Below are 26,963 nucleotides of genomic sequence, written 5' to 3'. Positions count from 1 at the left end.
TTTAATACTCGCTTTGGCTTTTGACAATTTCAAAAATTCGCTCTAAATCTGCTGATGAATCTAGATATTTCTTAATAGCATTTTTGACTTGGCGCTCTTTGATGATGTTTCCCCGCCACCCATCTTTTTTGGTTTGACGAATTATATCATCTATCGCTAGAGCTAATACTTCATTTTGATTGAGGTTGTCGTATAACGCCCTTTTCGCAGGAGAGTTCAAAGATTGAGGATACTGAGATGAGTTATTAGGTTGAGCAACTTGTTTACTTAACTCAACAATTTGCTGCAAATAGGCTTTATAATCGTCGGCTGCTGCGTTGCGGGTTTGAATTAATTCATCCAGCAAGATGGACATTTTATCAAAATATTTGGGGTTGGTGGGCTGCTGTTCAATAATCAGTTTGCGGAGGTTGTTTTCGATGGTTTCCGCTACGGCTTTGGGGTTTTGCTGGATGCTTTTGGGTAATGCGTCAACAGCATTTGCTCCACGTTCAACAATTAACTGAATTAGTGTCATGTCGTCAAAGTTGGAAATAACTTCGCTTTCTTCTGCGCCAATATAACTATCAATTAAGTGACGCATGGCGGGTTCATAAGTTTTCAAATCAATATAATCGCTACTGGCTAGTTTTACTTCGGCGCGTACCTGTTCGTAATGTTTAACTTCTTGTTTAATAATTGCGATTTCTGCGGGGGTATATCCGGCTGCTTCCATATCATTGGCAAGATTAGCATAAGCCCGGATAAGTGCAGCGACACTTTTATAAAGAGTTATTCGTTTTGGTTCGTTACTTTTTAAATTTTCGGCGTTTGCAGTGTCACCACAGAAATAGCGAATATAGGCGGGTGTGTCTTGGGGAGGTTCTACCAATTTGCACAAAGCTTGAATAGTTTCTCTGGCAATTTCCAGGTTTTCTCTACCTTTTTCGAGTCTGTCTTTTAATAACCCGACAATATCATTGATATCATAATCTGCAAAGGCTTCTGAGGTATAATCATTAACGGATTTTTCTAAACTTTTAAATAGGTCTTTGTAGTCTATAATATAACCATAATCTTTGTCTTCACTATCTAAGCGATTGACGCGACAAACTGCTTGAAATAATCCATGATCTCGCATGGTTTTATCAATGTAGAGATAGGTAGCAGCAGGAGCATCAAAACCTGTGAGGAGTTTATCTACTACTATCAGCAGTTTCATTTGAGCAGGTGATTTAATAAATGTATTTTTGACATCTTTCTCAAATTGCTCTGAGGTTTTACCATTGAGCATTTTTTGATAAATTTCATATTGTTGAATTTTTTCGGTGTATTCATCTTCTCCTGTACTTTCACCTTTAATACTTTGCAGTGAAGCATCATAAGAGGTGATAATGGCGCATTTTGTAAAGCCTTCAGCTTGGAATAATTCATAATATTTACAAGCTTCGTAAATGCTCCCAGCTACAAGGATGGCGTTACCCCGTCCGCTTTGTAATCGGTCTTTAGTGCCAAAGTCAAATAAGATATCATTGACTATTTGACTAATGCGTGATTTTGAACTGAGGAGTTTTTGCATAGTTCCCCAGCGTTTTTTGAGTTCGGTTTTAGCGTCTTCGGTTAAGCCTTGGGTTTTGGCTTCAAACCATTTATCAATTTTGGTTTGTGAAGTAATATACTGCTCAACATTGCGAGCTTCATAACGCAAATCTAAGACAACTTGATCTGTTACAGCTTCGTCAAATTTGTAATAGTGAATGTAATTACCAAAAATCTCGTTACTATTTTGTTTGTCTTTTTTGAGTAAGGGAGTACCTGTAAAACCGATGAATATAGCCTTGGGCAAAATTTTCTTCATGGCTTTGTGTAAATCACCAGATTGGGTGCGGTGACATTCATCAACAAAGACATAAATATCGCCTTTAGCTTGAAAATTTTGGGGTAAATTGCTTTTAAGTTCGGCAATATAGTTATCGTAATCGGCTTGATTTTTTTCTTTTTTATGATCTTTTCTGCCAAATTTATGGATTAAGGAACAGAGTAACCAAGGGGTAGTTTTATTCAATTGGTTAATTAAGTCTCTCCCGCTTTTGGTGCGATAGATGTTTTCGTTGACTCCGAGAAAGACGTTTTTAATTTGCTCGTCGAGTTCATCCCTATCAGTGATAATTAAGACGCGAGCATTAGGGTTATATTCCCGAATCCATTTGGTAAGCCAAACCATTGTTAAGCTTTTACCACTGCCTTGGGTATGCCAAATGATACCTCCTTCCCGGCGTTGGAGATAAGTTTGGGCAGCTTTGACTCCAAAATATTGGTTATGACGGCAGAGTTTTTTGATGCCACTGTCAAAGACGATAAAGTTGTGAATGAGTTCTAAAAAACGCTCTTTTTCACAGAGTTGCAGTAGATGTTTGTCTAAGGGATTTTCGATGTCGCTGGCTTCTTTCCAGGTGAGATAATATTTTTCTGAGGTTTCAATAGTTCCATAACGAAGTCCTTCGGTGTCGTTACCTGCCATGACTAGCTGCATGGTGTTAAAGAAGGATTTGATAAAAATAGATTTTTGATTGTCGAGGTTTTGGCGAATACCTTCGGAAACTGAGACGGTGCTGCGTTTGAGTTCCAGAACTCCGAGGGCGATGCCGTTGATGTATATAACTATATCTGGGCGTTTGGTGTTTTCACCTTTGACGGTGACTTCTTCGGCAATGGCAAAGTCGTTTTCTAGGGGTGCTTCCCAGTTAATCAGCCAAACGGTTTGGGTGTTTTCTCCTGCTTCTTCTTTGACTTTGACTCCATAGCGCAGGAGGCTATAGACTTCTCTGTTGATGTCGTATAGGTTTTTGCTTTGGTCGCCGGCGACTTTGTTGAGTTCATACAAGGCTTTGGTGATTAGGGTGTCGTTGTAGCCTTGGGTGTCGCGGAGGAAGGTGGTGAGGATGTCGGTTTCGATGTTGCTGTTGTTCGGTCGGTCTTGCCAATTACCCAAATAGCGATAGTTTAATTGATGCTGAAATAGTTGCACGATGCGGTTTTGGGTTTGGCGTTCACGTTGTCCGACTTGATTCATAGCAACCTCGTTTTTCCGGTGAGAAGTTCTTGTATCATCCCCTGTTTTATGGCTTTGTGTTTATCGCGTTTTTGTTCTAAAGCCTCAATCTCTGCGTCCATGTCGCTGAGGATTTGCGTAATGGCTTTTTGTTCTGCTATTACGGGGAGAGGAATTCTATAATTTCTTAAACTTCCTACTAAAACATTTGGCTGACTTGAGGTTGCATTAAATCTTAGCACTTCGTTTAATCCAAGGGGACTCATCAAATAATGAGCCAAATAATATGATGAAAGGATGCCTTTTATTGGAGTTATTTTTGCAATGTTTTGCTGAATATGGTATTTATCATTTTCCTCTATAACAACTGCGTTTCCGATTGTTCCTACGCAAGGATAGATTACATCACCTATATAAAGTCTTGATCTGTTTAACTTCAAAGAAAGTTCATTTGAAATTCTGGCTAAGTCTTTCTCAATAATTCGGTTTTTTCCAATATTAAATCCTCTCAATGCAATTATTTCACCATTGTCGTCCTCCTTCCATACAGAAGAATATTCTGCACCTGCTAGTCTTGTAATTGTCGTTAATTCTTCCAGTCTCTTCACCTCCCACTCACCGCTAAAACCGGGTAGGCGTTTTTTACCCGTGAGTAGTTGCTGCATTGTACCCTGCTTGATGTTGCGTTTTTTGGTGATAAGTCGCTCCAACACTGTAATCAGGGCATCTACATCACTTAGGGATTGTGCGATCGCTTTTTGTTCTTCTATTGTTGGAGGGATAGCACACGGAATTTGGAGCAAAGTATTTTTTGTTAATTTATATCTTCCTGCCCCCTGGCGTGTTAAATACGGCGTGAGTTCTCTATGTCCGAAGTAATAATAAAACCACTCAGTAAGATTTTTAGTTCCTTTAATTAAGTGGGCATGATTGTTAACATTAAATTTTCCTTTTACCAATAATGTCATTGATAATTCACGCCATTTTAGAAAATGGTCTCCATCTTCTCCAATTAAGGCATACTCTCCTTCAACTCTATATTCATCAATATAGCCCTGTATTTTTGTGGGTCCATAGTATGGATAATCTCCAACCTTCTTTTTTCTAACTTCTTCACTAATGGGATAACGAAGGTTATTAACAATCTCAAACGATTCACCAACTGATTGAACTTCCCAATCATCAGGAATAATCCCTACCTCAGTTTGTTTATAGCCTTCTGATATCTTCATTTCCATTACCACACCATCCCCATTTTTTGCAAATGTCCCTCAACCTTCCTTGTCAACTCCTCAACCTCATCAGTCAACTGCGGCAAAGGCCTATCATACCGTTCTCCCAACTCCTGAATCCTTTGCGTCAACCGTTGCGAAATCCGATCCATCTCCGAATTAATCGCCTGTCTTAAAGTCTGCATCCATTTATCATCAACCACCAGAGTTTTAATTTCTTCCTCTGTTAATTCTCCATATTTTTTAATCACCTGATTATGTAAAGATTGAGTTACATCCCTGATTTGTTTACTAACTTCTGCCTCTTTATCAATCAATTTTAAATAACTCTTTAACACCTTTAATTCATCGGCATCTGCAAAAAGTGGATTTTTCTGAATTTCTTTAATGCGAACATTAAGATTAGTTTTGGTGACTTTTCCACTGTCATTAGTCACTTCTGCTAATAAACCCTCTTCTCCACCATATTCTTCTTGTAGTTCTTCCTGCTGGCGGACAATTTCATCTTTTTGAGTTTCCAGCTTATCAATTTCCGCTTGTTCAGCTTGAAAATAGCGGCTAATCATCAACTCCTTGGGAATCAGTTCGCAGACATAATCTATAACTGCACCTTTTTTATTTGTTACCGTTGTTAGTTCTGCCTTCCAACCATCCTCAACCAAAATATAAACATCGTCCCGCATGATTTCCACCCAATAAGTCATCAGGTGCTGATAAACATCATACTTATCAATCAGGCTTTTACCCGTAAATCCTTGCAGTAAATCTTCCGACAGGGCATGAATAATCGCTTTTGGCTTGTCTCCCGGCTGGATAGCCTTTAGCAAAGGCGTGTGTTTTCTTTGCCACGTCTCAAACACCGCTTGAATGTCTTTCCCATAGTTGATAAATTCAGGATGAGCAAAAATACAAGCTTTGACTTCTGACGCTAAAATCTTTAATACCAAGTATCCTGGGCGATTTGCTGGCTCAAATAACGACTGTTGCAGCGTCGGGTAAACTTGCCAGTAATCGCTCAAAGCCTCAATATCTCCCTTGGGTATCCCCCCCAATAAATGCGCCTCAATATCCTGAATATCTTCCTCTTCCTGAGAGTCAATGTAACGGGGGATATTCAGATTGTAGTCATGAGTTTCAATTTCCTGAATTGGAACTAGGCGCGAATATTTCGCCACTTCTAGCTGCTTATTAAAGACATCAACAATTTTATGAATGTCTTGCTCTCGCAAACGGTTTTTATTGCCGTCTTTCACAAACCCCTTGCTGGCATCAATCATAAAAATGCTTTGACGATTCTCGGCATCTTCTTTGTCTAAAACAATAATGCAAGCAGGAATCCCCGTTCCATAAAACAGGTTCGGTGGTAGCCCAATAATCCCTTTAATAATGCCCTTGCAAATCAGATTTTTGCGAATTTCTGCCTCGGCATTCCCCCGAAACAGTACCCCATGCGGCAAAATAATCGCCCCTTTACCATTGCTTTTGAGGGAGCGAACAATGTGCAGCAAAAAGGCATAGTCGCCATTTTTAGCGGGAGGGATGCCATAACCATCAAATCGTTGAAATTCGTCCTTGGCTGGATTTAGTCCATTACTCCAAGCTTTTGAGGAAAAGGGAGGATTAGCTACGGCAAAATCAAAGGTTTTCAGGCTACCATCGTCATCTTTGAAGTAAGGACTTGATAAAGTGTTATCCTGCCAAATTTCGGCGGTATCGTGTCCGTGGAGGATCATGTTCATCCTCGCCAAGGCGCGGGTGGCGTTGTCCATCTCCTGCCCGTAGATAGTTAAACCCCGTTCCGCTTCATCGGCAGACTTTAACAACAAAGAACCACTACCACAGGTAGGATCATAAATTGTTTGCTCCTGGCTTTGGGCGGAATTAACGCCTATCACTTGAGAGATAACACGGGAAACTTCCGCAGGTGTATAAAATTGTCCTTTGCTTTTACCCGATTGGGTGGCAAAATTCCGCATCAGATACTCATAGGCATCGCCTAAAATATCATCACCATCGGCGCGGTTTTTACTAAAATTTAAAGCAGGGGTTTCAAAAATCGCCACTAAGTTGGAAAGCCTGTCCTGCATTTCCTTACCTCTGCCCAGTTTATCGGCATCATTGAAATCAGCGACATCAATAACACCTTTTAAATCATTAGCTTCAGCTAAATTGGCGATAATTTTGTTGATACCATCCCCGATATTTTTCTGTCCTTTGAGGGCGACAATATCCTGAAAGCCTCCACCTTCAGGGACTTCAATCAGGGCATCTGCAACACCAGCATATTTATCAGATACATATTTAACAAATAATAAAACCAATACATAATCTTTATACTGGGAGGCATCCATACCCCCCCGCAATTCATCACAGCTTTTCCATAACGAACTATAAAGTTCACTTTTTTTAATTGCCATTTTGTGTCGCCTTCAAAAGATTCCCCTGATCCAATACTTGTCAGTTAAGCTCAAAAAATAGAATTACGCGGCGACTGTCCCTCAGATTGGTAAAGTTGGACAATAATTATTTAATAGACAATGGAGCTAAGGGGAATCGAACCCCTGACCTCTTGAATGCCATTCAAGCGCTCTACCAACTGAGCTATAACCCCGTGAAACGCATTTACTATAATGCCTTAATTATTGGTGTTTTGTCAAGAAATTGATTGTTAAATATTAAATTTGAAATTATATGTGAGCTATACCCTTTACTTTATTTAGATGTGAGTACTCGCCTAAGAAACTTGCAACAGATAAGTCATGCAATGACCCATCAAAAAGTAGACTACTAACATAGCGGCAGCAGCTACGGCAACCAATGTACCAGCCAACATCAGAGAAAATTCTTTGCTCTCGTAGGCTCTCTCCATCAGGTGCAGCGACCAGGCTACCAGCGCCACATCAAAAAGTAAAATAGGAATCAACATAGTTCTTAATATTTATTCATACTAGTAAACATAATCTTAACATTGTTTTGGGTAACTGTGTCTAACTTAAGATAGATGTGGTTAGTTTCTATTTGGTACTAGCAGGGGATTCTGACTGGAACAGATCGCTCTTGCAAATAATTCTTAATTTGGGCTACGCTTAACTGCCCGTAATGTAACAGCGATGCTAATAATGCGGCTTCTGCTTTACCTGTGGTGAGGGCATCGTGGATATGTTCACAATTTCCTGCACCTCCAGAAGCAATGACGGGAATTTCTACAGATTGAGCGATCGCTCGTGTTAACTCCAAATCATAACCAGCTTGAGTACCATCTGCATCCATACTTGTCACCAACAATTCACCTGCCCCGCGTTGTTCCACTTCCTGCGCCCACAGTAGGGCATCCTTGCCAGTGTTTTCTCTACCCCCTCTTACATAGACATCCCAGCCTGGGTTATTGGGGTCAACTCTTCGCCTAGCATCAATTGCCACAACGATACATTGATTACCAAAGCGATCGCTTGCCCGATTAATTAAGTCTGGGTCACGGACTGCCGCAGAATTAATACTAACCTTGTCAGCTCCGGCTCGTAACAAACCTTTAACATTTTCTAAGGTTTGAATCCCACCCCCCACAGTCAATGGAATAAAGACCTGTTCAGCAGTTCGGTAAACCACATCAATAATCGTGTCCCGGTCTTCATGAGTCGCCGTAATATCCAGAAACACTAACTCATCAGCACCGGCTTCGTTATAAACCTTGGCCAGTTCTACCGGATCACCCGCATCCTTCAAATTTACAAAGTTAACTCCTTTGACAACCCGTCCCGCCTTGACATCCAAGCAAGGTAAAATTCTTTTAGATAACATAACGACTTTCATCCTCCTGGTAATTGCCGGAATTTAAATTGTAAAGGTAATTGGGAAATAGGTGACAAGAGGATGAAAACACTCAAGCTCTCAGAAGATAATGAAGACTGCAAATATCTTATACTGGTTGTAATTCTTGACTGCTGTAACGATTTATCGGTGCTAAACCTCTACTTCTGAATTTCTGAAAATTATGGCGATAATCTCCTCAAGAAAAAGCGGACAAGAACCTAATCAAGAACCTCGACAGCCGAGAGAGTCAGCAAAAGTACCTCCCCAGGAAAATAATATATTGCAACCTGAAGCGGCTATTGATGAAGAAGGTAAGCAAGAAGAGAGTATTCGACCCCAGCGATTTGCAGACTACATCGGGCAAAAAGACTTAAAAGATGTACTAGATATTGCCATTAAAGCTGCTAAGTCTAGGAGTGAAGTGATGGATCATCTGTTGCTGTATGGTCCTCCTGGCTTGGGTAAAACCACAATGGCGATGATTTTAGCCTCGGAGATGGGAGTAAGTTGTAAGATTACCAGCGCCCCAGCATTGGAACGACCAAGGGATATAGTTGGGTTATTGGTGAACCTCAAAGCCGGAGACGTGCTTTTTATTGATGAAATTCATCGCCTGTCGCGGATGACTGAAGAGATTTTGTATCCAGCGATGGAAGATTATCGCTTAGATATTACGGTGGGTAAGGGTTCCAGCGCTCGGATTAGAAGTATACCACTGGTTAAGTTTACCTTAGTGGGGGCGACAACCCGTGTAGGTGCATTAACATCACCTTTGCGCGATCGCTTTGGCTTAGTTCAAAAACTGCGATTTTATGAAGTTGACGAACTCAGTCAAATTGTTCTCCGCACCGCTGAATTATTAAAAACACCAGTCAATGCAGATGGGGCTACAGAAATTGCCAAACGTTCACGGGGAACGCCACGGATTGCGAACAGATTATTAAAACGAGTCCGTGATTATGCTGAGGTGAAAACCTGTGGAGAAATCAATGAAAATGTTGCTGCTGAAGCTTTACAACTCTTCCAAGTAGATCCTTGCGGCTTAGATTGGACAGATAGAAAAATGCTGAGTATGATCATTGAAAACTTCAATGGTGGGCCAGTGGGCTTAGAAACCATCGCCGCAGCAACAGGTGAAGACACCCAAACCATTGAAGAAGTTTATGAACCTTATTTAATGCAAATTGGCTATTTAAGCCGCACCCCTCGTGGTAGAGTTGCCACGCAAGCCGCATATAAACACATGGGATTTAAACCACCCAATGAGCAATTATCATTGCTTTAATTCCCTGCAAACATCAATTCCCCCATTCCCATGACTCAACAAACAAAAGCAATAGTCGTTTTTGATATAGATGGCGTTATCCGTGATGTTGGTGGTTCTTATCGCCGCGCCTTAGCAGATACCGTAGAGCATTTTACCGCTCAAGCTTACCGTCCCACACCAGAAGACATTGATAACCTCAAATCAGAAGGAATTTGGAATAACGATTGGGAAGCCTCCCAGGAATTCATTTACCGTCACTTTGTTACCCAAGGACAAAACCGCGAACAATTACAATTAGATTATCAAAATATTGTTGCTTATTTTCAAACCCGTTACCGAGGTACAGACCCAGAAAATTGGAATGGCTACATTTGTAATGAACCTTTATTAGCCCAACCTAATTATTTTCAAGAACTCACACAAACGGGTGTTGGTTGGGGATTTTTTAGCGGTGCTACTCGCGGTTCTGCGACTTATGTTTTAGAAAAACGCTTAGGTTTGCAATCTCCGATATTAATTGCAATGGAAGACGCACCCGGTAAACCTGACCCCACAGGACTTTTTGCCACTATTAGCTTATTAGAAAATGGTAGTGACAGAAAACCAACAGTAGTTTATGTAGGTGATACGGTTGCAGATATGTACACCGTCGAAAAAGCCAGAAATATAGATGATTCTCGCACTTGGCTGGCTGTAGGAGTTTTACCACCCCATGTGCAAGAAACAGCAACCCGACGTGATGCTTATACTGAAACATTAATTCAAGCAGGGGCAAATATAGTATTTAGTAATGTGCAGGAATTAACTTTCGAGCAGATTCAGAAATTGCAAAAAGGATAATCAGTATTTTAAAATTAATTAAAATCAATCAAGCAATGGGTTCAAAAGCGATCGCTCTATAGAAGTGTGAGAGCGATTCCTACAGATATCTGTACGCTATCGCATTAATAGACATCTGATGAAAACTTGCGGGCATAGTGACGAAATTGAATTATTTATGGATTGGAAGTCCATTAATCTCTCAAGTTTAGACCTAAATCCTTAAAAAAAATCTGTATCCAATACGATCGCATTAATAGACATCTGATGAAAACTTGCGGGCATAGTGACGAAATTGAATTATTTATGGATTGGAAGTCCATTAATCTCTCAAGTTTAGACCTAAATCCTTAAAAAAAATCTGTATCCAATACGGTAGAATCTGGATAAATTAAGTTTTTGTTGGATGAAGGAAAATTTATGTCCCCAGAGATTTCTACTCAGATAGCTTTTTCTTCCTTGCATCTAAATTTAGTCATAGTCTTAGGCGTTACTAGCGCAGCGGGAATACTTGGTGGGCGGCAGTGGAAACAAAAAAACGCTTACAAATCTCTACAGTCACTTCCTTCTCCTCCCAAACATTGGCTATTAGGAAATATTCCTCAAGTATTAGCAGCAGTAAAACAAAAGAAATTTTTCCAATTATTATTTGATTGGAGCAAGCAACTAGGACCGATGTATGTTTATTGGACTGGCCAACCAGTTCTTGTGTTGAGTCAGCCAAAAGTTATAGAAGAAACCATCGTTAATGGAATGAGAGATGGTAGTTTAGTTAGATCCGCACGCGCAAGCAAAGCTTGGAACGACCTCGGTGGACCGATTCTTTTAGGTCAACAGGGAACTGAGTGGCAGTGGCGACGTAAGGCTTGGAACCCCGAATTTAGTTCTAGCAGTTTGTCCAAATATGTGGATATTATTAGCCAAGCTTGCGAACAAGTAATTGAGAAAATTCAGGAAACGGAACCATCAAAAGAACTTCAGGTAGATCCTCTATTTGTAGAACTAACAATGAGGGTGATTTCCTGTCTAGTACTGGGCATTCCTGTGAATAGAAAAACCCCTACTCCAGAAGGTCCACCCCTTGATGTTGCCAAGGTGTACGAGGCGATGTCTATTCTAACCTATCGGTTCTTACGGGTAGCTACTGGTGAGAAGAGTTGGATGAAATATTTACCAACTAAAAATTCACGAGATTATTGGGCAGCAAAGCGATATGTAGAGGATTTTATTACTCCCCGTGTAGACTTAGCTTTGCAGATGAGAGAACAAAATAAAACCGATTTACAACAGGTAAGTTCTTTGTTCCAAGAATCAATGTTAGTGAAAATAGCTGCCAAAGAACCAAACTACAATCGTGAATCACTAATAGGGGAATCTATTGAACTTTTACTAGCTGGTACTGATACAACAGCCCATACTTTATCCTTTGCAGTAGCAGAATTATCCTTAAATCCAAGGGTTTTTCAGCAGGCACAGGTTGTAGTTGACAAAGTTTGGGAAAATCAAGGCGCTATTAATACAAACAGCTTCAAGGAATTGAGTTATATTCGCGCTATTATCAAAGAAACCTTACGTCTTTATTCCGTTGCTTCCGGCTCAACTTCATTGGAGGCTAAACGAGAAATTGTGATTGAGGGTCAAGTGATTCCTAGTGGTACGAAAATATTTTGGTCAATGCTTGCTGCTGGAAGAGATCCAGAAGTTTATTCTAGTCCTGAAGAATTTATGCCAGAGCGTTGGTTAGATAACAGCAAGGAAATTAGTCAACTGCCCATGATAGATTTTGGCTCTGGTTCTCATCGTTGTTTGGGAGAGCATTTATCAATGCTGGAAGCTACGGTAATGCTGGCACTACTGCTGCATCACTTTGAATGGGAATTAGCTGAAGGTCGTTCATCTGTGGAACAATTACAGCAGAACCTTTTGATTTATCCATCTGATGGTATGCCAGTGCGTTTTCGTTCGAGACAGTAGGGAATTTCTGAGTAAATTTTTGGGAATAGTGCAACAGAAAGACAGCTAAAAGTTAAGTATGCTAATACATCTGTAGGAGAAATAAAGCCTCATACTTAGTTTTATGTGAAGTTGCATAAAATAGAAAGATAGTCAGAAGATAATAGCTGAAAAAAATAACCTAACTTGAATTAGCAAAATTTACATTTCAAAAATAAGGATAGTGTTATATGCCTCTAATTAGCCTCATTGCAGCTATTTCTGAAAATCGGATTTTAGCTGACTCAACAAAGGAACATATTCATGTGGGTATTCCTTGGAATATTCCCACGGATGGACATCATTTTCAAGAAATTACCTGGCGGCATCCTGTGATTATGGGTCGGAGAACTTATTCTACTTTTTATCAACCGCTGCCAAATCGTACAAATATAATTGTTACCAGAAATCTTGATTATCAAGCTCCCGGTTGTGTTATTTTTCATTCACTTTTGGAGGCAGTTGAATGGGCTAAAATGAGTGAAACAGAGGAGATATTTATTGCTGGTGGTGGAGAAATTTATGCTGAGGCGATCCAATTTGCAGATAAGCTTTATTTGACAATTGTGGAAGGTAATTTTGAGGGAGATATATATTTTCCTGAGTTTGCAGATTTCGGTAAAGTAACCAAAGAAGAACATTTGCAGGAAAATGGCTTTAAGTTTAAGTTTGTGGAGATGGAAAGGGTTAATTAACAGTAGCTGAAAAGCTAACAATTAATACCAATTACTCACTTATGATTCCAGCCAAAGTCATCAGCTATTGTGACTAGATTGGCATTTGGCTGTAAAATACCTACATGCTACTAGGATTCAAGACCGAACTCAAGGTAAACAAGCAACAACGTCTACTACTGGCACAACACGCAGGAGTAGCCAGACACGCTTGGAATCAAGGATTAGCATTGTGTCAACAGGTTCTCATACATAACAAACTTAATCCTGAAGACAAAATTAAATTTCCCACAGCCATAGATTTACATAAATGGTTAGTAGCAGCAATTAAATCTACCCATCCTTGGTATTATGAAGTATCTAAATGCGCTCCTCAATACGCATTAAAATATTTGTCAGATGCCTTTAAATCCTTTTTCAAAAAAGTTAAAGGGTTTCCTAAATTCAAGAAAAAAGGTAGACATGATTCTTTTACGTTAGATGGTGCAATTCATATTGACCATAAAAAAGTAAAAGTTCCCATAATTGGATGGTTAAAAACTTATGAGATTTTACCTTTTGGATATAAACCCAAATCAGTCACAATCAGTAAACAAGCTGACAAGTGGTTTATCTCTTGGAAAATATCAGTAGAAACCAGTAGTTCGACTTCCTTCGACTTCGCTCAAAACAAGTCGCCCACTAACCATGAAACTCCTGACAAACAAGAGTTTATTGGAGTTGACTTAGGAATAAATCATCTAGCAGTGTTGTCAACAGGAGAGATATTTGATGGAGCAAAAAGCTATAAAAAGTATGAATACTTACTAGCAAGAATACAATACTTGAATCGGCATAAAAAAGTTGGGTCAAGTAATTATAGAAAAGCACAAATCAAAATAGCGAGACTACACCAAAAAATAGCCAACATCAGAAAAGACACATTACACAAAATCACCACCTATATCAGCAAAAACCACGCGGTTATAGGGATAGAAGATTTGAATGTATCCGGGATGTTAGCCAATGGGAAATTATCAAAAGCTATAGCGGATATGGGCTTTTATGAATTTAGAAGGCAGCTAAAATATAAAACCCAACTCTATGGTAGTAAGTTATTGATTGTGGATAGATTTTATCCCAGTAGTAAGACTTGCTCTAGTTGTGGACAGAAGAAAACATCACTGTCATTATCTCAAAGAGTGTTTAAATGTGATAGCTGTGGCTTTGAGTGTGACAGAGATTTAAATGCTGCTTTGAACTTAAAACAAGAAGCGGTCAGATTGACCGTGTTAGCCTGTGGACTAGATAGTGCCGACACTTCTAGGATGAAGCAGGAAGAAAAAGCTGGCTCTTGTTAGCATTTGTTAGCTTTTTTGTATCGGTTTAGTCTAAATTTGTTTGGAGTGTGATGCAAGCATCGCATCCAGTAGAGCTTTTGTTTAACCCTCTATCTTACCACAAAACTTTTTTGCAAGAGGTCTATTGAAACCTATACACAAAACCAGTACAGAGCGATGAGTAACGAGTAACGAGTAATGAGTAAGAAGGAGAGTCAAGCACTCGGTACTTAATACTCACAACTCTTCCGACTCCGTTCGGCTGACGCTCACGGCGAAGCCTGACTCCTGAATTCTGCTGTAATAGCAAATCCATTTACTGTAATTTCAGAAATTTATCCAAGGCTGCTACCATACTGGGAGGCCAACGACGGATATTTTGTACCCAGTTCATATCTTTATAGCGGGTATCAAGTCCATAGGCTGCTACCCAGTTGCTTTCAGCTTCGCCTTTTTGTCCACTTACCCAGTATGCAGCTGTTAAGGCGGCACGCATATCAGCGAATTTGGGATATTTACGGACTATATTTCGCATTTCCCGGATAGCTTTGTCTGTTTGACTAGTTTCATATAAAGCTAGGGCATAATTAGCTCTAGCGAAGGCAAAATTGGGAGCGATTTCTGTGGCTTTTTGGTAATCTGCGATCGCATCTTCCCATTTTCCTAACCCTGTTTTGGCGTTACCCCGATTGTTGTAAGCCATTGCATCATTAGGATCTAGCTCTAAAACATGATTATAATCTGCGATCGCTTCTTCCCATCTCCCCAAACCTTCTAACGCTGTCCCTCGATTTAAATAAGGGTCTGTAACATTGGGTGCTAATTCTACAGCCTTGTTATAATCTGTCAGTGCTGCCGCTAATTTATTCTGGCTAACGCGGGAATTACCCCGATTACTCCAAGCACCGGCATTAGTGGGAAACTTTTCAATAATCTCTGTCCAATAGCTTTCAGCCGTAGCAAAATCACCTTGATTTGTAGCGGCAAATGCCTTAGTTGCTAACTCATCCCCTTGCTGTAACTCTTCTTGGGTAGTACTCCCTATTGAGGATTGTGCCATCACTGGTGTACTCCAGCTAAAGACAATTAACAAACTCAAAAAAATACAGATTATTTTAATCATTGATCGCTCTGTGGTGGGCAATAAAATTAATCATAAAGCATAAATATTCCTTATCGGTTCCATCCTCTTCCAGTCCCAAAGGGCTGGTCAATTGGTCAGAGTTTGCGTTAAAATGAGCCTCTGTGTAGGTTGCCGCAGGCATCGCTAATTTAGTTAAGTAATAGCCGGATTTTTCCCGGAGGTGTAATTGACCAAGTTCATTTTAAAAATTCTCTGGTTAGATGAGAACGTCGCTCTAGCAGTTGATCAGGTTGTTGGTAAAGGTACTAGTCCTTTGACCAAGTATTTTTTCTGGCCCAGAAATGATGCCTGGGAAGAATTAAAAAAAGAGTTAGAATCCAAACACTGGATTACAGATGTTGACCGCGTTGAGTTGCTCAACAAAGCAACAGAAGTAATCAACTACTGGCAAGAAGAAGGCAGAAACCGTCCCATGGCCGAAGCCCAGTTGAAATTCCCAGAAGTTGCCTTCACAGGTAGTGCTTGATCCTTTTAGTAATCGCTAATTGGTGATTGAAGGCAGAAAGAAGGTGACAGGTGACAGGTGACAGGTGACAGGTGACAGAGAGGAAATAGCTAGAACGTTATTTTTCTGATCTCCCTATCCTCCCTAGTCACCTTTTTTGATTGTCGAAGATTATGCTAGCAATCGTTTATTGCTAAAACAATTTTTGCCAATTTCGATTTTGAAGTACAGGAAGCTGAAAATGGAATGGAGAAGATGCGGCACTCAGGCAGCAATGACAACCTTATACGGTTCAATTAAACAGTGGGGGTAGGGAAGCAGTTCCCCACACCCTGTTTTTGGTCAACTGTAGAAATGTTTTATGGAACATCTCTACAAACGGCATATTATTTATCTACTGGCAATTGCACAACTAACTGGGAATTACTGTTGTGATCATCTGGTTCAATTTTAGTCAGCGGTGGAGGTGGTGGTACAGGCATTTTGGTTTCTGGATGTGTTTTGCCTGTTTGATTCCATAAAATCATCGACAGTAAACCATCTACCAAACCGTTGCTATTGCCATTGTTACCGGCAACCATAACATCAGGAATGAGACGCACATTGCGATCGCCTATAATCTGCATTAATTGCATGGCTGTATAACCCTGAGAACCCAAAGCTTGCACACCTGTACGGTAGGTTTCGGCTTTAGCATTACCTGTAGCCCGGATACCTTCTGCTTCCGCTATGGATTTGAGTTTTGTGGCTTCTGCTTCACCATTGGCTTCCTTAATTGCAGCTTGGGCTTTAAGTTCAGCAATTTGGACACTTTGCTCAGATTTGACCATTTCTTGCTGAATATTCGCCAAGGCTGTTTCCCGTACCAGTTGTTGGCGTTGGGTTTGTGCCATTTGCTGAACTTCATAAGTTTTGCGTTCTTCTTCCGCAATTTTCCGGTCTGTCTGTGTCTGCATTAAGGCCGCAGGTGGTTGAATATCACCAATTAAAGTATCAATTGCTTGTACATCATAGGCACGCAAAGCTGCCTTAATAAATTCAGCAGCTTCAGTTTGGCGTTCACTCCGCGCTGTTAAAAAGTCGAGTACAGTGCAGTTTTGAGCAGAGTTGCGGAAATAGTTGCCAATTGTGGGTTCTAGGACATGATCTACCAAATTTTGCATTGCACCAACGCGGGAAATGACCTTTGGTGCATCTAAAGCACCGACATGAATGATTTGTGCTACTTCCAAATCAAATGCGAACCCATCACGCGATCGCACGGTTAAAGATTGTAATTTCTCATCATAGCTATGTCTTTCCGTCCGTCCTGACCAATTTAAAACTATGTTCGTCGTCGGTACTAACTCAATTTTCATAATCCGGGAGTTAGTCGGGTGTTTACCAGGATACAGAGGTTCTACCCAAACGCCTTTATGTCCCTGATGCACCAAATTACCATGAGTGAAAGCTGCACCGCTGATATCTTCCTGCTCTTGCCCCACGAAAGAAATTACCACACCCACATAACCAATGGGTATTTCTGTCATCGGTACTTGTTCTACCTGTACAAACCAAGGATTCAAATTCCAAGAACCAGATAGCAGAATCTGCTCTTGCAAACCCCTTCTACCACCACCATTAATAAATTTCTGTCCATTTTGGAAGTTGTCATGTCCTTCAATCACAACCCCAGCAATTTCTCCTGGTGAAATGGGCAACCCATCCAAAGTGGTGACAATGCCGACTTTATCAGATTTGACACTATATACATTCAATTGTTCTGCACTCATGCCATGACTACTAGCGTTAGCAGCTGTAATCACTTTGAACAAAGCAGTGTTAATCCGGTAACTACCAGCGGTGAGAAAGCCCATTTGCCGTCCTTTTTCCCCACCTTTAGTCAAGAATTTACGGGCATCTTGGAAATTATCACATTCGACAATTTTGCCTAAAATCCGTTCTGGTGGGTTTTGTGCGCCATCTGCGGCAACAATTAAGGCTATTTGACCTTGAGGGACAACAATTATCGGCTCTTTTTTAACTGAATATTGCCAAGGCCAATGTCCCCAATGCCAACCAGGTGCAAGGGTATCTGCTTGTAAACCTGCTTCTCCGTTGAGGGCTATTATCCTACCCGCAGGTAATCCTTTACCAGTCAAGGCGAATTTTTTCACCACAATTCCGACTTCGCGCTCACCGATAACTACCAGTCCCCCAAATATCAGAGGAACACTAATCACGAAACCACCGACTAAAATCAAAGGTATCAGTGCAAAAGGTTCTAGCCCCATTGCTTGATATTGAGGTCTATTATTTGTTAACTGGTTGATGTTAGGTTCTGTTTGACTAGGCTGGACTGAGGCGGAAATAACTTCTGTTGCTGTGGGCGTTTTTATACTTGTCGCATTGGCGGCATTAATACCACTAGCTAAGGCTAAAGCTGCTACAGTCGATGCTGTCAACTTTACAAACTTATTTTGTTTACTCTTACCAAAGGAAGATAGAAAGCTTTTCATATTTTTGCCCCTTTGGGCAATTAATCATCTAAGATATCACTTCACTAAGGCAGAGGTTATTTTCTTAAACTTGATGTAATTTTTTTGAGTATAAATAATAAAGCCAGAATTCTGCTATATACCTTAAAGACAATAGGGGTTTAACACTGTTAAACCCCTACTAGGCAAAATGCCTGTTCTGACAATTTGAATGTTTTTAAACCAAACCACCAGCAGCTTGAAAACGAGCGCGGGCGCGTTTAAAGGCTTGTGTTGCCTGGATTTGTGCTTGACGGTCGCCTGCGGCAACTTGATTCAGAACAGTTTGGGCTTGGTTGTAAGCTGTACGGGCTTCTTCCAGGTTGATTTTGTCGCCACGTTCAGCACCATTGACCAAGATTGTGACTTCATCTTCATCAACTTCAGCAAAACCGCCCAAAAGAGCGATCGCTTGCCAATCTTGATTTTTGTTGGCACGAACACGCATTACACCTGTATCTAAGGCTGATAACATCGGTGCGTGTCCAGATAGGATACCTAATTGCCCAGTCGTGCTAGGTAAAATCACTTCTTCAGCTGGGGCATCCCAAACAGTCTTATCTGGGGCAATTACACGAACAGTTAGGGTCATATTGTTAATTTCTAATTGGTGAAAGGGTGACTGGTAACTGGGAAAAAGGCAATTGGTGATTGGCAAGAATTTCTTACCCATTACCTATTACCTATTACCCATTACCTATTAACCTTTGAGCTTTTCACCTTTAGCGATCGCTTCGTTAATATCGCCTACCAAGTAGAAAGCTTGCTCTGGTAAAGCATCCAACTCACCAGACAGAATTTGTTTGAATCCTTTAATGGTGTCTTCCAACTTCACATACTTACCAGGAGAACCAGTAAATACTTCTGCTACGAAGAATGGCTGAGACAAGAAACGCTCAACTTTCCGCGCCCGTGCCACAATTAGACGGTCTTCTTCAGACAATTCATCTAAACCAAGAATAGCGATGATATCTTGTAGTTCTTTGTAACGTTGTAGGGTTGATTGTACAGCACGAGCAGTGTTGTAGTGGTCTTCACCAACAATGTTAGGTTGAAGCATGGTAGAAGTAGAACCCAGGGGATCAACCGCAGGATAAATACCCTTAGATGCTAAACCACGAGACAATACTGTTGTCCCATCCAAGTGAGCAAATGTAGTTGCAGGTGCGGGATCTGTCAAGTCATCCGCAGGTACATATACAGCTTGAATAGAAGTAATAGAACCCTCTGTAGTTGAAGTAATCCGTTCTTGCAACGCACCTACGTCAGTACCCAATGTAGGCTGATATCCTACCGCAGAAGGCATCCGACCCAACAGTGCCGATACTTCAGAACCAGCTTGTACAAACCGGAAAATGTTATCAACAAACAGCAATACGTCTTGCTTGTTGACATCACGGAAATACTCAGCCATTGTCAAACCAGACAAACCAACCCGCATTCTAGCTCCGGGTGGCTCGTTCATTTGACCATAAACGAGAGCAATTTTGGATTCATTGAGATTATCTTTATTGATAACCCCAGATTCCATCATTTCGTTGTAGAGGTCATTTCCTTCCCGTGTCCGCTCGCCTACACCAGCAAACACAGACACGCCACCGTGTTGAGTAGCGATGTTGTTGATCAATTCCATCATGATCACGGTTTTACCAACACCCGCACCACCGAACAGACCGATTTTTCCACCGCGTCGATAGGGAGTTAGCAAGTCAACAACCTTAATCCCTGTTTCAAACACAGAAGGATTGGTTTCCAAATCTGTGAATTTAGGAGCAGGACGGTGAATGGGTAGAGTTGCTTCAGCATTTACAGGGCCCCGGTTGTCTACGGGTTCACCCAAAACGTTGAAAATTCGTCCTAAGGTAACTTTACCTACGGGTACAGTGATGGGAGCGCCAGTATCAACAGTTTCCAAACCGCGCACTAGGCCATCTGTAGTACTCATAGCCACAGCTCGTACTTGGTTGTCGCCTAGTAGTTGCTGTACTTCAACTGTGAGGTTGATTTCCTGTCCGGCTTCGTTGGTGCCTTTGATGGTCAAAGCGTTGTAGATTTGAGGTAATTTCCCGCTGGGAAATTTAACGTCTACGACTGGACCAATGATTTGAGTAATGTAACCGATGTTTGTTTTTTCTGCGGTGGTGACCATGCTGCGCCTAAATGATTGAAGCTATTTTTGAGAATGGGTCGTAAACGACCTGAGATCAAGCAATGTCATCTTTTAGGTTAGCACCTAACGCCCCCACCTTCGCCTTAAATTCATTATTAAGAGGAGATCCCCGATTTCTTGAACAAGTCCAGGATCTCTGGTATCAAAATTCAAAATGCCATGTCTGGAGTTGACACGGCAAGGATTGAATTATATTTAATGCTAAATTTATGCTTTAACTGCGATCGCTTGTTTACGTTTGCGAAGTGAGGTAACACCAAAAGCACCTAAGCCTAGGATACCAATGAGGGAAGCTGGTTCAGGAACAGACTTAGCTCCGATGGTTAAATTGTCAATTGTAATATATCCAGATTGAGTTGATAGTCCATTTTCAAGACCAACATGAAGTGTTTTAATGCTTTTATCAGAGGTAATACCCCAAAAGTTTTGTCCAGCAAGGGAGAAGTTTTCAGTACTATTATCCCCAAAGGTGACATAAGCATAATAATCAGTCGGATCTAAAATATTAAAGCCTGCACCAAATACCCCTAGCGCATTTCCCAATGCTGTTTGGGTAAAATCTAATAAGAAAGAACCATTACAACCAGCACAGTAAATGTGATTTCCCGGAGTTCTTTCAAATATTAAGTTGTATCCGTTAACACCAAAATTAGTGGTTGTTGTGTATTTGGTTTCGCCAAATACATCGTTCATGGAAGCATTCGTATGAATACTTAGAGAACTAGAATTAAATATATCACCATTCTGGTAGCTGAGACTTTCATAATCATCAATGATGAAATTACTTAGGGAATTCTGAAATAGTGTCTGATCATTAAACAGCGTTGTGGCTTGAGCAGCTTGTAGGGATACACCCAAAGCAATAACCGCTGCTCCTGCGGTAGCCATTGATAACTTTGTCAATACATTTACGTTAGTCATAGTATTTTTCCTGAAAAACAAGTTTTTTTATTGCCTGCGATGCCACTGATACTAATACGGCTATTAAATGCCTGTAAAGCGGTTTTCGGATCTTCACAGAAAATTCACCGTCAGAAAAAATACTCTTTTCGAGAGAGTAGCGTCAAATACTTATGGTGTAAAGCTTTCAAATAGAAGAAGTAGTATACCCAACCGATATCAGTATATAAAGTTATTATGAAGCTAGTAAAAATACTATTTTGTATGCAGTGGAGTATGAGCAAGTGTACTACTTCCCGGTAGTAGCAAATATACAGATATTCTGTCTCCATAATATGAGACATAGAATATCCAACAGAAAATTCCCAGTTTGGAGACTGGAAACTAGAAAACCTGACCTGTTGTGATTATGGATATCTTTTACTACCCGCACCAACTACACCGATTTTATGGCGATAAGAAAGTTCTGCTCCAAACCAACCAGTCATACTCGTTAATGTCCCGACCAGTGCGGAGAGAGCGAAACCCCAAGGGAGTATACGTAACTCAGCATCTCCGTAACGCAGAATAAAGTTTATGGCTGTGAAGATAAGAATAGAAAGGTTAAGAATCAAATGCGCCCAGCCTGCGGAGCGTTTGCGGACTCGTTCAATTTGCAAAAAATCGCTCATGCCAATTATTGAGGCAATGATACCAGTAACTAACCCCGAACCGATTAACCACAGAGAAGCCCTAGCCCAAAAGAAATCACGAGTTAACCAGTAGCCAAAATCGCTACCCAAAGCTGCTGCTAGAAAGGCGATAGGGAAAATTATACTTAAGGGATGTAAGGGATGTCCAGCGATCGCTACTGTACTGGGTACTCCGCTATCTCGATATTCTCTATCATCACTTTCAATAATTGGTGGAACATTCGGGAATGGTGTAGAAGTCGGTTCCGTAGTTTCCATGAATTTAGCTCCTTTTATTTCCCTATTTGAGGAAACTAAACATCAGATTTTATCTATCTAGCGGAGGAATTGGGTATCGTTGGTATTAAAATAAAAAATGCCATGTCCAGAATGAACACGGCAAGAATTAAATTAAATGATAGATTTATGCTTTAAATGTAGCTTGTTGCTTGCGTTTGCGAAGAGAAGTAACGCCAAATGCACCTAAGCCTAAGATACCGATGAGTGAAGCGGGTTCGGGAACTGGCTTAGGTGGTACTACATTAATAGATCCGCCCTTTAAAAACACAGCAGAATCCCAAGCACTATCACCTACATCCTTAATTTTGATGCTGAGAGTATTTACCGCATTTTTATTTACAGCACCCTGAAAAGTAAGATTTGTGGTGTATCCATCTAACTGGGTGTCATTACCAATATTATTGATGTAAGCAGGATCAAAAGGTCCAGTAGGACTATTTGCCAGGTTATTGATACTGACTGGGTTACTATTAGCTAAAAGTGCTAAGTTGGTTCCGTTCAATAAAAGCTCGAAGGAATCGTTGAATCCGCTACCGGCCCACTCTAAAAATTCTTCTGAACCAAATACATATTCAAAGAAGACATTGCTTACTGTATTGTCAGCAAAGAAGGAAATATCTAGTTGAGCTAAGTCGAAAGATCCAGCAGTGTCACCTGCTGTTCCATAATTGGTAGTTTTGCTAGATGTATCATTGGGACCAACTACATCTAAAACATTTCCTGTACTGAGAACAACACCAGAACCCAAACCAAATGGATCATCACTGAACAAGCCAAACGCATTTGCGTTACCTGTAGTGGTGACACTGAAACCACTGAGTCCATTAATATTTGATCCTAGTAATGAGTTGAGTAATGTATTACCATCATTGTTTTGGGTTACAGTAAACGCGAAAGCTGCACCTTGACCACCTAGAGCTACAGTTGCACTCACCGCAGCAGCTGCTACCATTGAGAATTTTTTCAAAACACTTATAGTATTCATTGTGTGATTTCTTTGGAGACTAAGTTTTTATTTGCTGTCTATGCTGTTAATACTAATACTGACTAAAAGTGCCTGTAAAGCATTTTTTAGTAGCTTTACAGAAAATTTACTGAGGGATAGAAATACTATATGTAGAGAGATCACAGGACAAAACACTTGCTTGATATGGATTAAAGACTGATTTTGTAGCAGATTTTACGGTTATTTATACATAAAGAAAATATGAAGTTGGTATCAATATTAGTAAATTGGGTGTGAATTAAAAAGCTATTTTTGACAATTTTTCATACCTTGGATAGATGTGTTAATTTTGAAAATACATAAAAACTTCTTTCGTGTTCATGGTCTAGGTGCGATATTAGGAGGTGTCCATATACGAACTAAGATATGGGAGGTATGACATCCAGAACAGCTTTCTCAGTCTGGAAACGGGTAACGAAAGAATAGACATTTCTAAATCCTCTAAATACCCTAAAATAAGAGTAAGTACAAAAAACCGTTTACTTTTCCCTCAGTCGCTTCATCCCTATTGCTTATGAATTTCTCGTCAGCACGTCAGTATTTTTACCAAGAGATTCAACAATCTGACGAGTCTATCAACTTGGCCAAGGCAGCTTTGTATATTGCTCAAGAAGAATATCCTGATATTGATATAGAAGAATATTTCAACGCCCTTGATACAATGGCTGTTGAGTTACAAGAGCGTTTACCATCTTCCCGCTATCCACTGCGGGTAATTCAAAGTATTAATCAGTATTTATACGATGATTTGGGCTACAAGGGTAATAAAGTCAATTACTATGACCCGCGTAATAGTTTTTTCAATGATGTAATTGAACGCAGAACGGGGATTCCCATTACTTTAGCCCTGGTTTACCTAGAAGTTGCAAAACGTATTGATTTCCCAATGGTGGGGGTGGGAATGCCTGGACATTTCCTGATTCGTCCTGATGTTACTGATATCGAGATTTTTGTTGATGCCTTTAATGGTGGTGAAGTGATGTTTGCACAAGATTGCCAAGAAAGGCTTTCGCAAATTTATCAGCAATCTGTGACTCTACAACCTGAATTTTTGGCCGCAGTTAGTAATAAGCAGATTTTAGCCCGAATACTGGCAAATTTGAAGTATATTTACCTCAAACAGCAGGATTCAGAAAGAAGTCTAGCCGCAGTGGAGCGAATTTTGTTGTTGTTTCCTGGCGTGAGTTTAGAATTGAGAGATAGAGGTTTGCTCTACTATAAACTTGGTCAGTTCACTCAAGCTATAGAAGATTTACAAAGTTATTTAGCCAAGGTTCCCGACGCTGAAGATGCAACTGTAATTCGCCAATTACTGGCACAATTGGGTAGAAAAAACTAAATTAATTCAAAATTACTTATAGAAGGGGGCAGAGGAGCAGAGAAGAATAACTTTCTACCTATTCCCTATTCCCTATTCCCTATTCCTCAATTACGAATTAGCCAGTTCTTCTGCAACTCGTTTGAGACGACGCAGTTGAGCTTGCATATCTGCTTGTGTCCAAGATGCAGCAAAGGTGTTAAATCCCCAACTAACTAAAGGGTTGGGAATCTGAAACTCAAAGCGATTAATTAGAAGTGTGCCTTTTGCTACAGGTTGACATTCCCAGCGATCGCTTCCTTGGAAAAATCCTTTGAATCCCCAGATTACCAAACCTGGTTGCCGTTCGATCACAATTGTGTTCAATGTGGGCTTAATTACAGGAATTTGAATTATAAACCGACTACGACTGCCAATATCTGTACTCCAAACTTTTCCCACAGGTTCGCAACGGAGAACGGGGTTAAGCCAGCGGTGCATTAGTGTTAAATCGGTGACACATTGCTCTACTACTGTAGCAGCGGCTTTAATTTTAATTGATTGTTCTAAAACCTGGGACATTTTTTGGTGGTGATGCTATTGCTATTTTTATAGTAAGCTATAGGCTAACTCTCTGCCAGATGCTATGTTTTGGCGATAGAGGGAGGCAATAGGAACGATAAGCGGTAGATTGGTACGGTGTTTTGAAGGGGTAGAACACAGATCAAAAGCATGAAATTAACGCACAGTTTCTAACTGTAGGCTTGTTTTTTCTTGCTGTTGTAAAGTTTCTAGTTGTTCTTGCAGTTGTGCTTTTACTTCATGACGAAAATTAAAAAAGTGTTCACCTACACCCAAAGCAATCAAATAGTCATACAATAAATTTGGTTTACGAAATGCGATCGCTATCAATTGCCACCAAAATAGAAACCGAGTAGAACGCATCATACCCTGTCTCCAGCAGATAGCAAGGAAAAATCGCAACTCTGCCACAGTCAAAATCCGGTAGTGTTGAGGCCGCCAACCATCCATGATGATAAAATGGCGAAATGTTCGTTTAAGATAAGGCAAGGGTTGATATATATTCCAGAAAGCTTCAATAAACTCGTTGACAATTTCAGACATTGGACGAGTGGGGGCAAAATTCATCAAAGACTTCTGAGTAGTAAAGAATTCACCTACCCCTTCCTGTAACCGTCCTTCTTGTTCCAGACGAGTCCACATTGTTGTATTGGGTAACGCTTGCAATAAACTTAGATGAGCTTGGGGAATACCGGTTTCTTCGATAAACTGCTGAATGCGTTTACCAGCACCTACACGTTCATTATCAAAACCCAAAATAAAACCAGACATTATTTGCAATCCTGCGCGGGTAATTTTGTCGCATGATTCCTGCAAAGATTGACGTGTATTTTGTTCTTTATTAACTCCTACTAAGCTATTAACATCTGGGGTTTCAATTCCCATAAATACAGTTGTGAAACCTGCTTTCACCATCAAATCTATCAGTTCATCATCTTCTGCTAGATTCAGCGAAGCTTCTGTAATAAAAGTGAATGGATATTTGCGTTCCTCCATCCAAGGAATCAAAGCCCGTAAAAATATCTTAGCATTACGTTTATTACCAATAAAATTATCATCTACCAAAAATATATAACGATTCCAGCCCATTTGATAGAGAACTTCCAGTTCAGCTAACATCTGTTCAGGGGTTTTAGTGCGTGGCTTACGACCAAATAAGTTGATAATATCGCAAAATTCACATTGAAAAGGACAACCCCTAGAAAACTGCACCGTGATTGCATAATAAGCATTTAAGTCGAGCAAATCAAACCGGGGGATAGGAGTTTGGGTGACATCCGGTTTTTCTAGAGAACGGAAAATACCTTGTTCTTCCCCCCTTTCCAAAGCCTCCAAGAACATGGGGATAGTGCATTCACCTTCATCTAAAATGAGGTAATTAGCTCCTGCTGCTAAAGCAAATTCTGGGACTGATGTGGGAAAAGGGCCACCCACGGCCACTTTTTTACCTAATGCAATTCCTTTTTGAATTAATTCACCAAAATCTTGTTTTTGGATAATCATTGCAGAGATGATGATGATATCGCACCATTGCCAATCTGCATCAGTTTCAAGATGGACATTGCGATCGCACAATCTAATCTCCCAGTCACTCGGTAACATCGCTGCAACTGTGACTAAACCCAAGGGGGGACTTGTGGCACTTAAACCAGCCAAATCAAGGGTTTCCTGGTAAGACCAGAAGGAATTAGGCATGATTGGCCAGAGTAGTAAAGCTTTCATCAACCATATCCCCCTGATTTGCTTTATTATCAAAACCCATTCAGTTTTGAATTGTAAAATCTGGGT

21 protein-coding genes, 1 tRNA gene and 1 pseudogene are annotated in these 26,963 nt (G+C 40.4%); 7 read left to right on the top strand and 16 right to left on the bottom strand.

The genetic code is table 11. The features are described from left to right. Window position 1 precedes the first annotated feature (1 nt). The 6 genes from AC012T_RS08535 to hisF form a co-directional block, all read right to left on the bottom strand. Window positions 2-3,052 carry a type I restriction endonuclease subunit R gene (locus AC012T_RS08535; protein WP_487064818.1) on the bottom strand — a complete coding sequence of 1,017 codons (3,051 nt, stop codon included), beginning with the start codon at window positions 3,050-3,052 and terminating at the stop codon, window positions 2-4. After that, window positions 3,049-4,263 (bottom strand): restriction endonuclease subunit S, encoded by a 1,215-nt coding sequence (locus AC012T_RS08530; RefSeq protein WP_487064816.1) that lies wholly within the window; start codon window positions 4,261-4,263, stop codon window positions 3,049-3,051. Before AC012T_RS08530 ends, AC012T_RS08535 begins: the two co-directional genes overlap by 4 nt. Before the next feature lie 5 nt (window positions 4,264-4,268). Then, window positions 4,269-6,680 (bottom strand): type I restriction-modification system subunit M, encoded by a 2,412-nt coding sequence (locus tag AC012T_RS08525; protein ID WP_487064814.1) that lies wholly within the window; start codon window positions 6,678-6,680, stop codon window positions 4,269-4,271. A gap of 121 nt (window positions 6,681-6,801) precedes the next feature. Beyond that, window positions 6,802-6,874, bottom strand: a tRNA-Ala gene (locus AC012T_RS08520). A gap of 123 nt (window positions 6,875-6,997) precedes the next feature. Further along, entirely contained in the window at window positions 6,998-7,189 is a 192-nt protein-coding gene (locus AC012T_RS08515) for a hypothetical protein (RefSeq protein WP_487064812.1), read from the bottom strand. Window positions 7,190-7,287: 98 nt separating this feature from the next. After that, a complete protein-coding gene (gene hisF, locus AC012T_RS08510; protein WP_487064810.1) occupies window positions 7,288-8,061 on the bottom strand; it encodes an imidazole glycerol phosphate synthase subunit HisF in 774 nt (257 codons plus the stop codon). A gap of 193 nt (window positions 8,062-8,254) precedes the next feature. Between hisF and ruvB the strand changes: the two genes are divergently transcribed. The 5 genes from ruvB to AC012T_RS08485 all read left to right on the top strand — a co-directional run bounded on the left by ruvB (window position 8,255) and on the right by AC012T_RS08485 (window position 14,165). Next, entirely contained in the window at window positions 8,255-9,358 is a 1,104-nt protein-coding gene (gene ruvB, locus AC012T_RS08505) for a Holliday junction branch migration DNA helicase RuvB (protein ID WP_487064808.1), read from the top strand. A 30-nt stretch (window positions 9,359-9,388) separates the two neighbouring features. After that, window positions 9,389-10,180: a TIGR01548 family HAD-type hydrolase gene (locus AC012T_RS08500; protein WP_487064806.1), complete on the top strand. Its 792-nt coding sequence runs from the start codon at window positions 9,389-9,391 to the stop codon at window positions 10,178-10,180. Between the two features lie 399 nt (window positions 10,181-10,579). Beyond that, window positions 10,580-12,133: a cytochrome P450 gene (locus tag AC012T_RS08495; protein ID WP_487064804.1), complete on the top strand. Its 1,554-nt coding sequence runs from the start codon at window positions 10,580-10,582 to the stop codon at window positions 12,131-12,133. 209 nt (window positions 12,134-12,342) lie between these two features. Next, window positions 12,343-12,846, top strand: coding sequence for a dihydrofolate reductase (locus AC012T_RS08490; protein ID WP_487064802.1), 504 nt, complete (start codon window positions 12,343-12,345; stop codon window positions 12,844-12,846). Between the two features lie 104 nt (window positions 12,847-12,950). Next, a complete protein-coding gene (locus tag AC012T_RS08485) occupies window positions 12,951-14,165 on the top strand; it encodes an RNA-guided endonuclease InsQ/TnpB family protein (RefSeq protein ID WP_487064800.1) in 1,215 nt (404 codons plus the stop codon). A gap of 295 nt (window positions 14,166-14,460) precedes the next feature. Here AC012T_RS08485 and AC012T_RS08480 read toward each other — a convergent pair whose 3' ends face one another. Beyond that, window positions 14,461-15,267 (bottom strand): tetratricopeptide repeat protein, encoded by an 807-nt coding sequence (locus AC012T_RS08480; RefSeq protein ID WP_487064798.1) that lies wholly within the window; start codon window positions 15,265-15,267, stop codon window positions 14,461-14,463. Continuing rightward, entirely contained in the window at window positions 15,260-15,409 is a 150-nt protein-coding gene (locus AC012T_RS08475; protein ID WP_487064796.1) for a hypothetical protein, read from the bottom strand. The genes AC012T_RS08480 and AC012T_RS08475 overlap by 8 nt, the downstream gene beginning before the upstream one ends. Window positions 15,410-15,454: 45 nt before the next feature. Between AC012T_RS08475 and AC012T_RS08470 the strand changes: the two genes are divergently transcribed. Then, window positions 15,455-15,754, top strand: a complete 300-nt coding sequence (locus tag AC012T_RS08470) for a 30S ribosomal protein PSRP-3 (RefSeq protein ID WP_013190996.1) — start codon at window positions 15,455-15,457, stop codon at window positions 15,752-15,754. A gap of 365 nt (window positions 15,755-16,119) precedes the next feature. Here the strand turns inward: AC012T_RS08470 and AC012T_RS08465 are convergent, their stop codons facing one another. The 6 genes and pseudogenes from AC012T_RS08465 to AC012T_RS08440 form a co-directional block, all read right to left on the bottom strand. Beyond that, complete coding sequence (locus tag AC012T_RS08465; RefSeq protein ID WP_487064794.1) at window positions 16,120-18,231, bottom strand: SPFH domain-containing protein; 2,112 nt, start codon at window positions 18,229-18,231, stop codon at window positions 16,120-16,122. Window positions 18,232-18,427: 196 nt separating this feature from the next. Beyond that, window positions 18,428-18,841, bottom strand: a complete 414-nt coding sequence (atpC, locus tag AC012T_RS08460; protein WP_487064792.1) for an ATP synthase F1 subunit epsilon — start codon at window positions 18,839-18,841, stop codon at window positions 18,428-18,430. A gap of 108 nt (window positions 18,842-18,949) precedes the next feature. Continuing rightward, on the bottom strand, window positions 18,950-20,398 hold the full coding sequence (gene atpD / locus AC012T_RS08455; protein ID WP_015212783.1) for a F0F1 ATP synthase subunit beta: 1,449 nt from the start codon (window positions 20,396-20,398) through the stop codon (window positions 18,950-18,952). Window positions 20,399-20,626: 228 nt separating this feature from the next. Then, a pseudogene (locus tag AC012T_RS08450) lies at window positions 20,627-20,731 on the bottom strand (PEP-CTERM sorting domain-containing protein); the annotation flags it as partial. Window positions 20,732-21,726: 995 nt separating this feature from the next. After that, the gene (locus tag AC012T_RS08445) at window positions 21,727-22,269 is read right to left on the bottom strand and encodes a DUF2231 domain-containing protein (RefSeq protein ID WP_487064790.1); all 543 of its coding nucleotides are present in this window, start codon (window positions 22,267-22,269) and stop codon (window positions 21,727-21,729) included. 145 nt (window positions 22,270-22,414) lie between these two features. Next, on the bottom strand, window positions 22,415-23,275 hold the full coding sequence (locus tag AC012T_RS08440) for a choice-of-anchor L domain-containing protein (protein ID WP_487064788.1): 861 nt from the start codon (window positions 23,273-23,275) through the stop codon (window positions 22,415-22,417). Between the two features lie 535 nt (window positions 23,276-23,810). On the opposite strand from AC012T_RS08440, the gene AC012T_RS08435 reads away from it, so the two are divergent. Then, a complete protein-coding gene (locus AC012T_RS08435; RefSeq protein ID WP_487064786.1) occupies window positions 23,811-24,635 on the top strand; it encodes a SirB1 family protein in 825 nt (274 codons plus the stop codon). Window positions 24,636-24,725: 90 nt separating this feature from the next. On the opposite strand, the gene AC012T_RS08430 is transcribed toward AC012T_RS08435, so the two are convergent. Next, on the bottom strand, window positions 24,726-25,175 hold the full coding sequence (locus AC012T_RS08430; protein WP_487064784.1) for an SRPBCC family protein: 450 nt from the start codon (window positions 25,173-25,175) through the stop codon (window positions 24,726-24,728). Between the two features lie 156 nt (window positions 25,176-25,331). Next, entirely contained in the window at window positions 25,332-26,897 is a 1,566-nt protein-coding gene (locus AC012T_RS08425; RefSeq protein WP_487064782.1) for a B12-binding domain-containing radical SAM protein, read from the bottom strand. Between the last annotated feature and the right edge of the window lie 66 nt (window positions 26,898-26,963).

This window comes from Anabaena sp. EIM26 (genome assembly GCF_057568715.1).
The sequence above is the reverse complement of the archived record's forward strand: the minus strand, read 5'-3'. Positions and strand labels throughout refer to the sequence as shown.

Coding starts and splice junctions, on each gene's coding strand:
- AC012T_RS08535 (WP_487064818.1), bottom strand. CDS start 3,052: ATGAATCAAGTCGGACAACGTGAACGCCAAACCCAAAACCGCATCGTG.
- AC012T_RS08530 (WP_487064816.1), bottom strand. CDS start 4,263: ATGAAGATATCAGAAGGCTATAAACAAACTGAGGTAGGGATTATTCCT.
- AC012T_RS08525 (WP_487064814.1), bottom strand. CDS start 6,680: ATGGCAATTAAAAAAAGTGAACTTTATAGTTCGTTATGGAAAAGCTGT.
- AC012T_RS08515 (WP_487064812.1), bottom strand. CDS start 7,189: ATGTTGATTCCTATTTTACTTTTTGATGTGGCGCTGGTAGCCTGGTCG.
- hisF (WP_487064810.1), bottom strand. CDS start 8,061: ATGTTATCTAAAAGAATTTTACCTTGCTTGGATGTCAAGGCGGGACGG.
- ruvB (WP_487064808.1), top strand. CDS start 8,255: ATGGCGATAATCTCCTCAAGAAAAAGCGGACAAGAACCTAATCAAGAA.
- AC012T_RS08500 (WP_487064806.1), top strand. CDS start 9,389: ATGACTCAACAAACAAAAGCAATAGTCGTTTTTGATATAGATGGCGTT.
- AC012T_RS08495 (WP_487064804.1), top strand. CDS start 10,580: ATGTCCCCAGAGATTTCTACTCAGATAGCTTTTTCTTCCTTGCATCTA.
- AC012T_RS08490 (WP_487064802.1), top strand. CDS start 12,343: ATGCCTCTAATTAGCCTCATTGCAGCTATTTCTGAAAATCGGATTTTA.
- AC012T_RS08485 (WP_487064800.1), top strand. CDS start 12,951: ATGCTACTAGGATTCAAGACCGAACTCAAGGTAAACAAGCAACAACGT.
- AC012T_RS08480 (WP_487064798.1), bottom strand. CDS start 15,267: ATGATTAAAATAATCTGTATTTTTTTGAGTTTGTTAATTGTCTTTAGC.
- AC012T_RS08475 (WP_487064796.1), bottom strand. CDS start 15,409: ATGCCTGCGGCAACCTACACAGAGGCTCATTTTAACGCAAACTCTGAC.
- AC012T_RS08465 (WP_487064794.1), bottom strand. CDS start 18,231: ATGAAAAGCTTTCTATCTTCCTTTGGTAAGAGTAAACAAAATAAGTTT.
- atpC (WP_487064792.1), bottom strand. CDS start 18,841: ATGACCCTAACTGTTCGTGTAATTGCCCCAGATAAGACTGTTTGGGAT.
- atpD (WP_015212783.1), bottom strand. CDS start 20,398: ATGGTCACCACCGCAGAAAAAACAAACATCGGTTACATTACTCAAATC.
- AC012T_RS08445 (WP_487064790.1), bottom strand. CDS start 22,269: ATGGAAACTACGGAACCGACTTCTACACCATTCCCGAATGTTCCACCA.
- AC012T_RS08440 (WP_487064788.1), bottom strand. CDS start 23,275: ATGAATACTATAAGTGTTTTGAAAAAATTCTCAATGGTAGCAGCTGCT.
- AC012T_RS08435 (WP_487064786.1), top strand. CDS start 23,811: ATGAATTTCTCGTCAGCACGTCAGTATTTTTACCAAGAGATTCAACAA.
- AC012T_RS08430 (WP_487064784.1), bottom strand. CDS start 25,175: ATGTCCCAGGTTTTAGAACAATCAATTAAAATTAAAGCCGCTGCTACA.
- AC012T_RS08425 (WP_487064782.1), bottom strand. CDS start 26,897: ATGAAAGCTTTACTACTCTGGCCAATCATGCCTAATTCCTTCTGGTCT.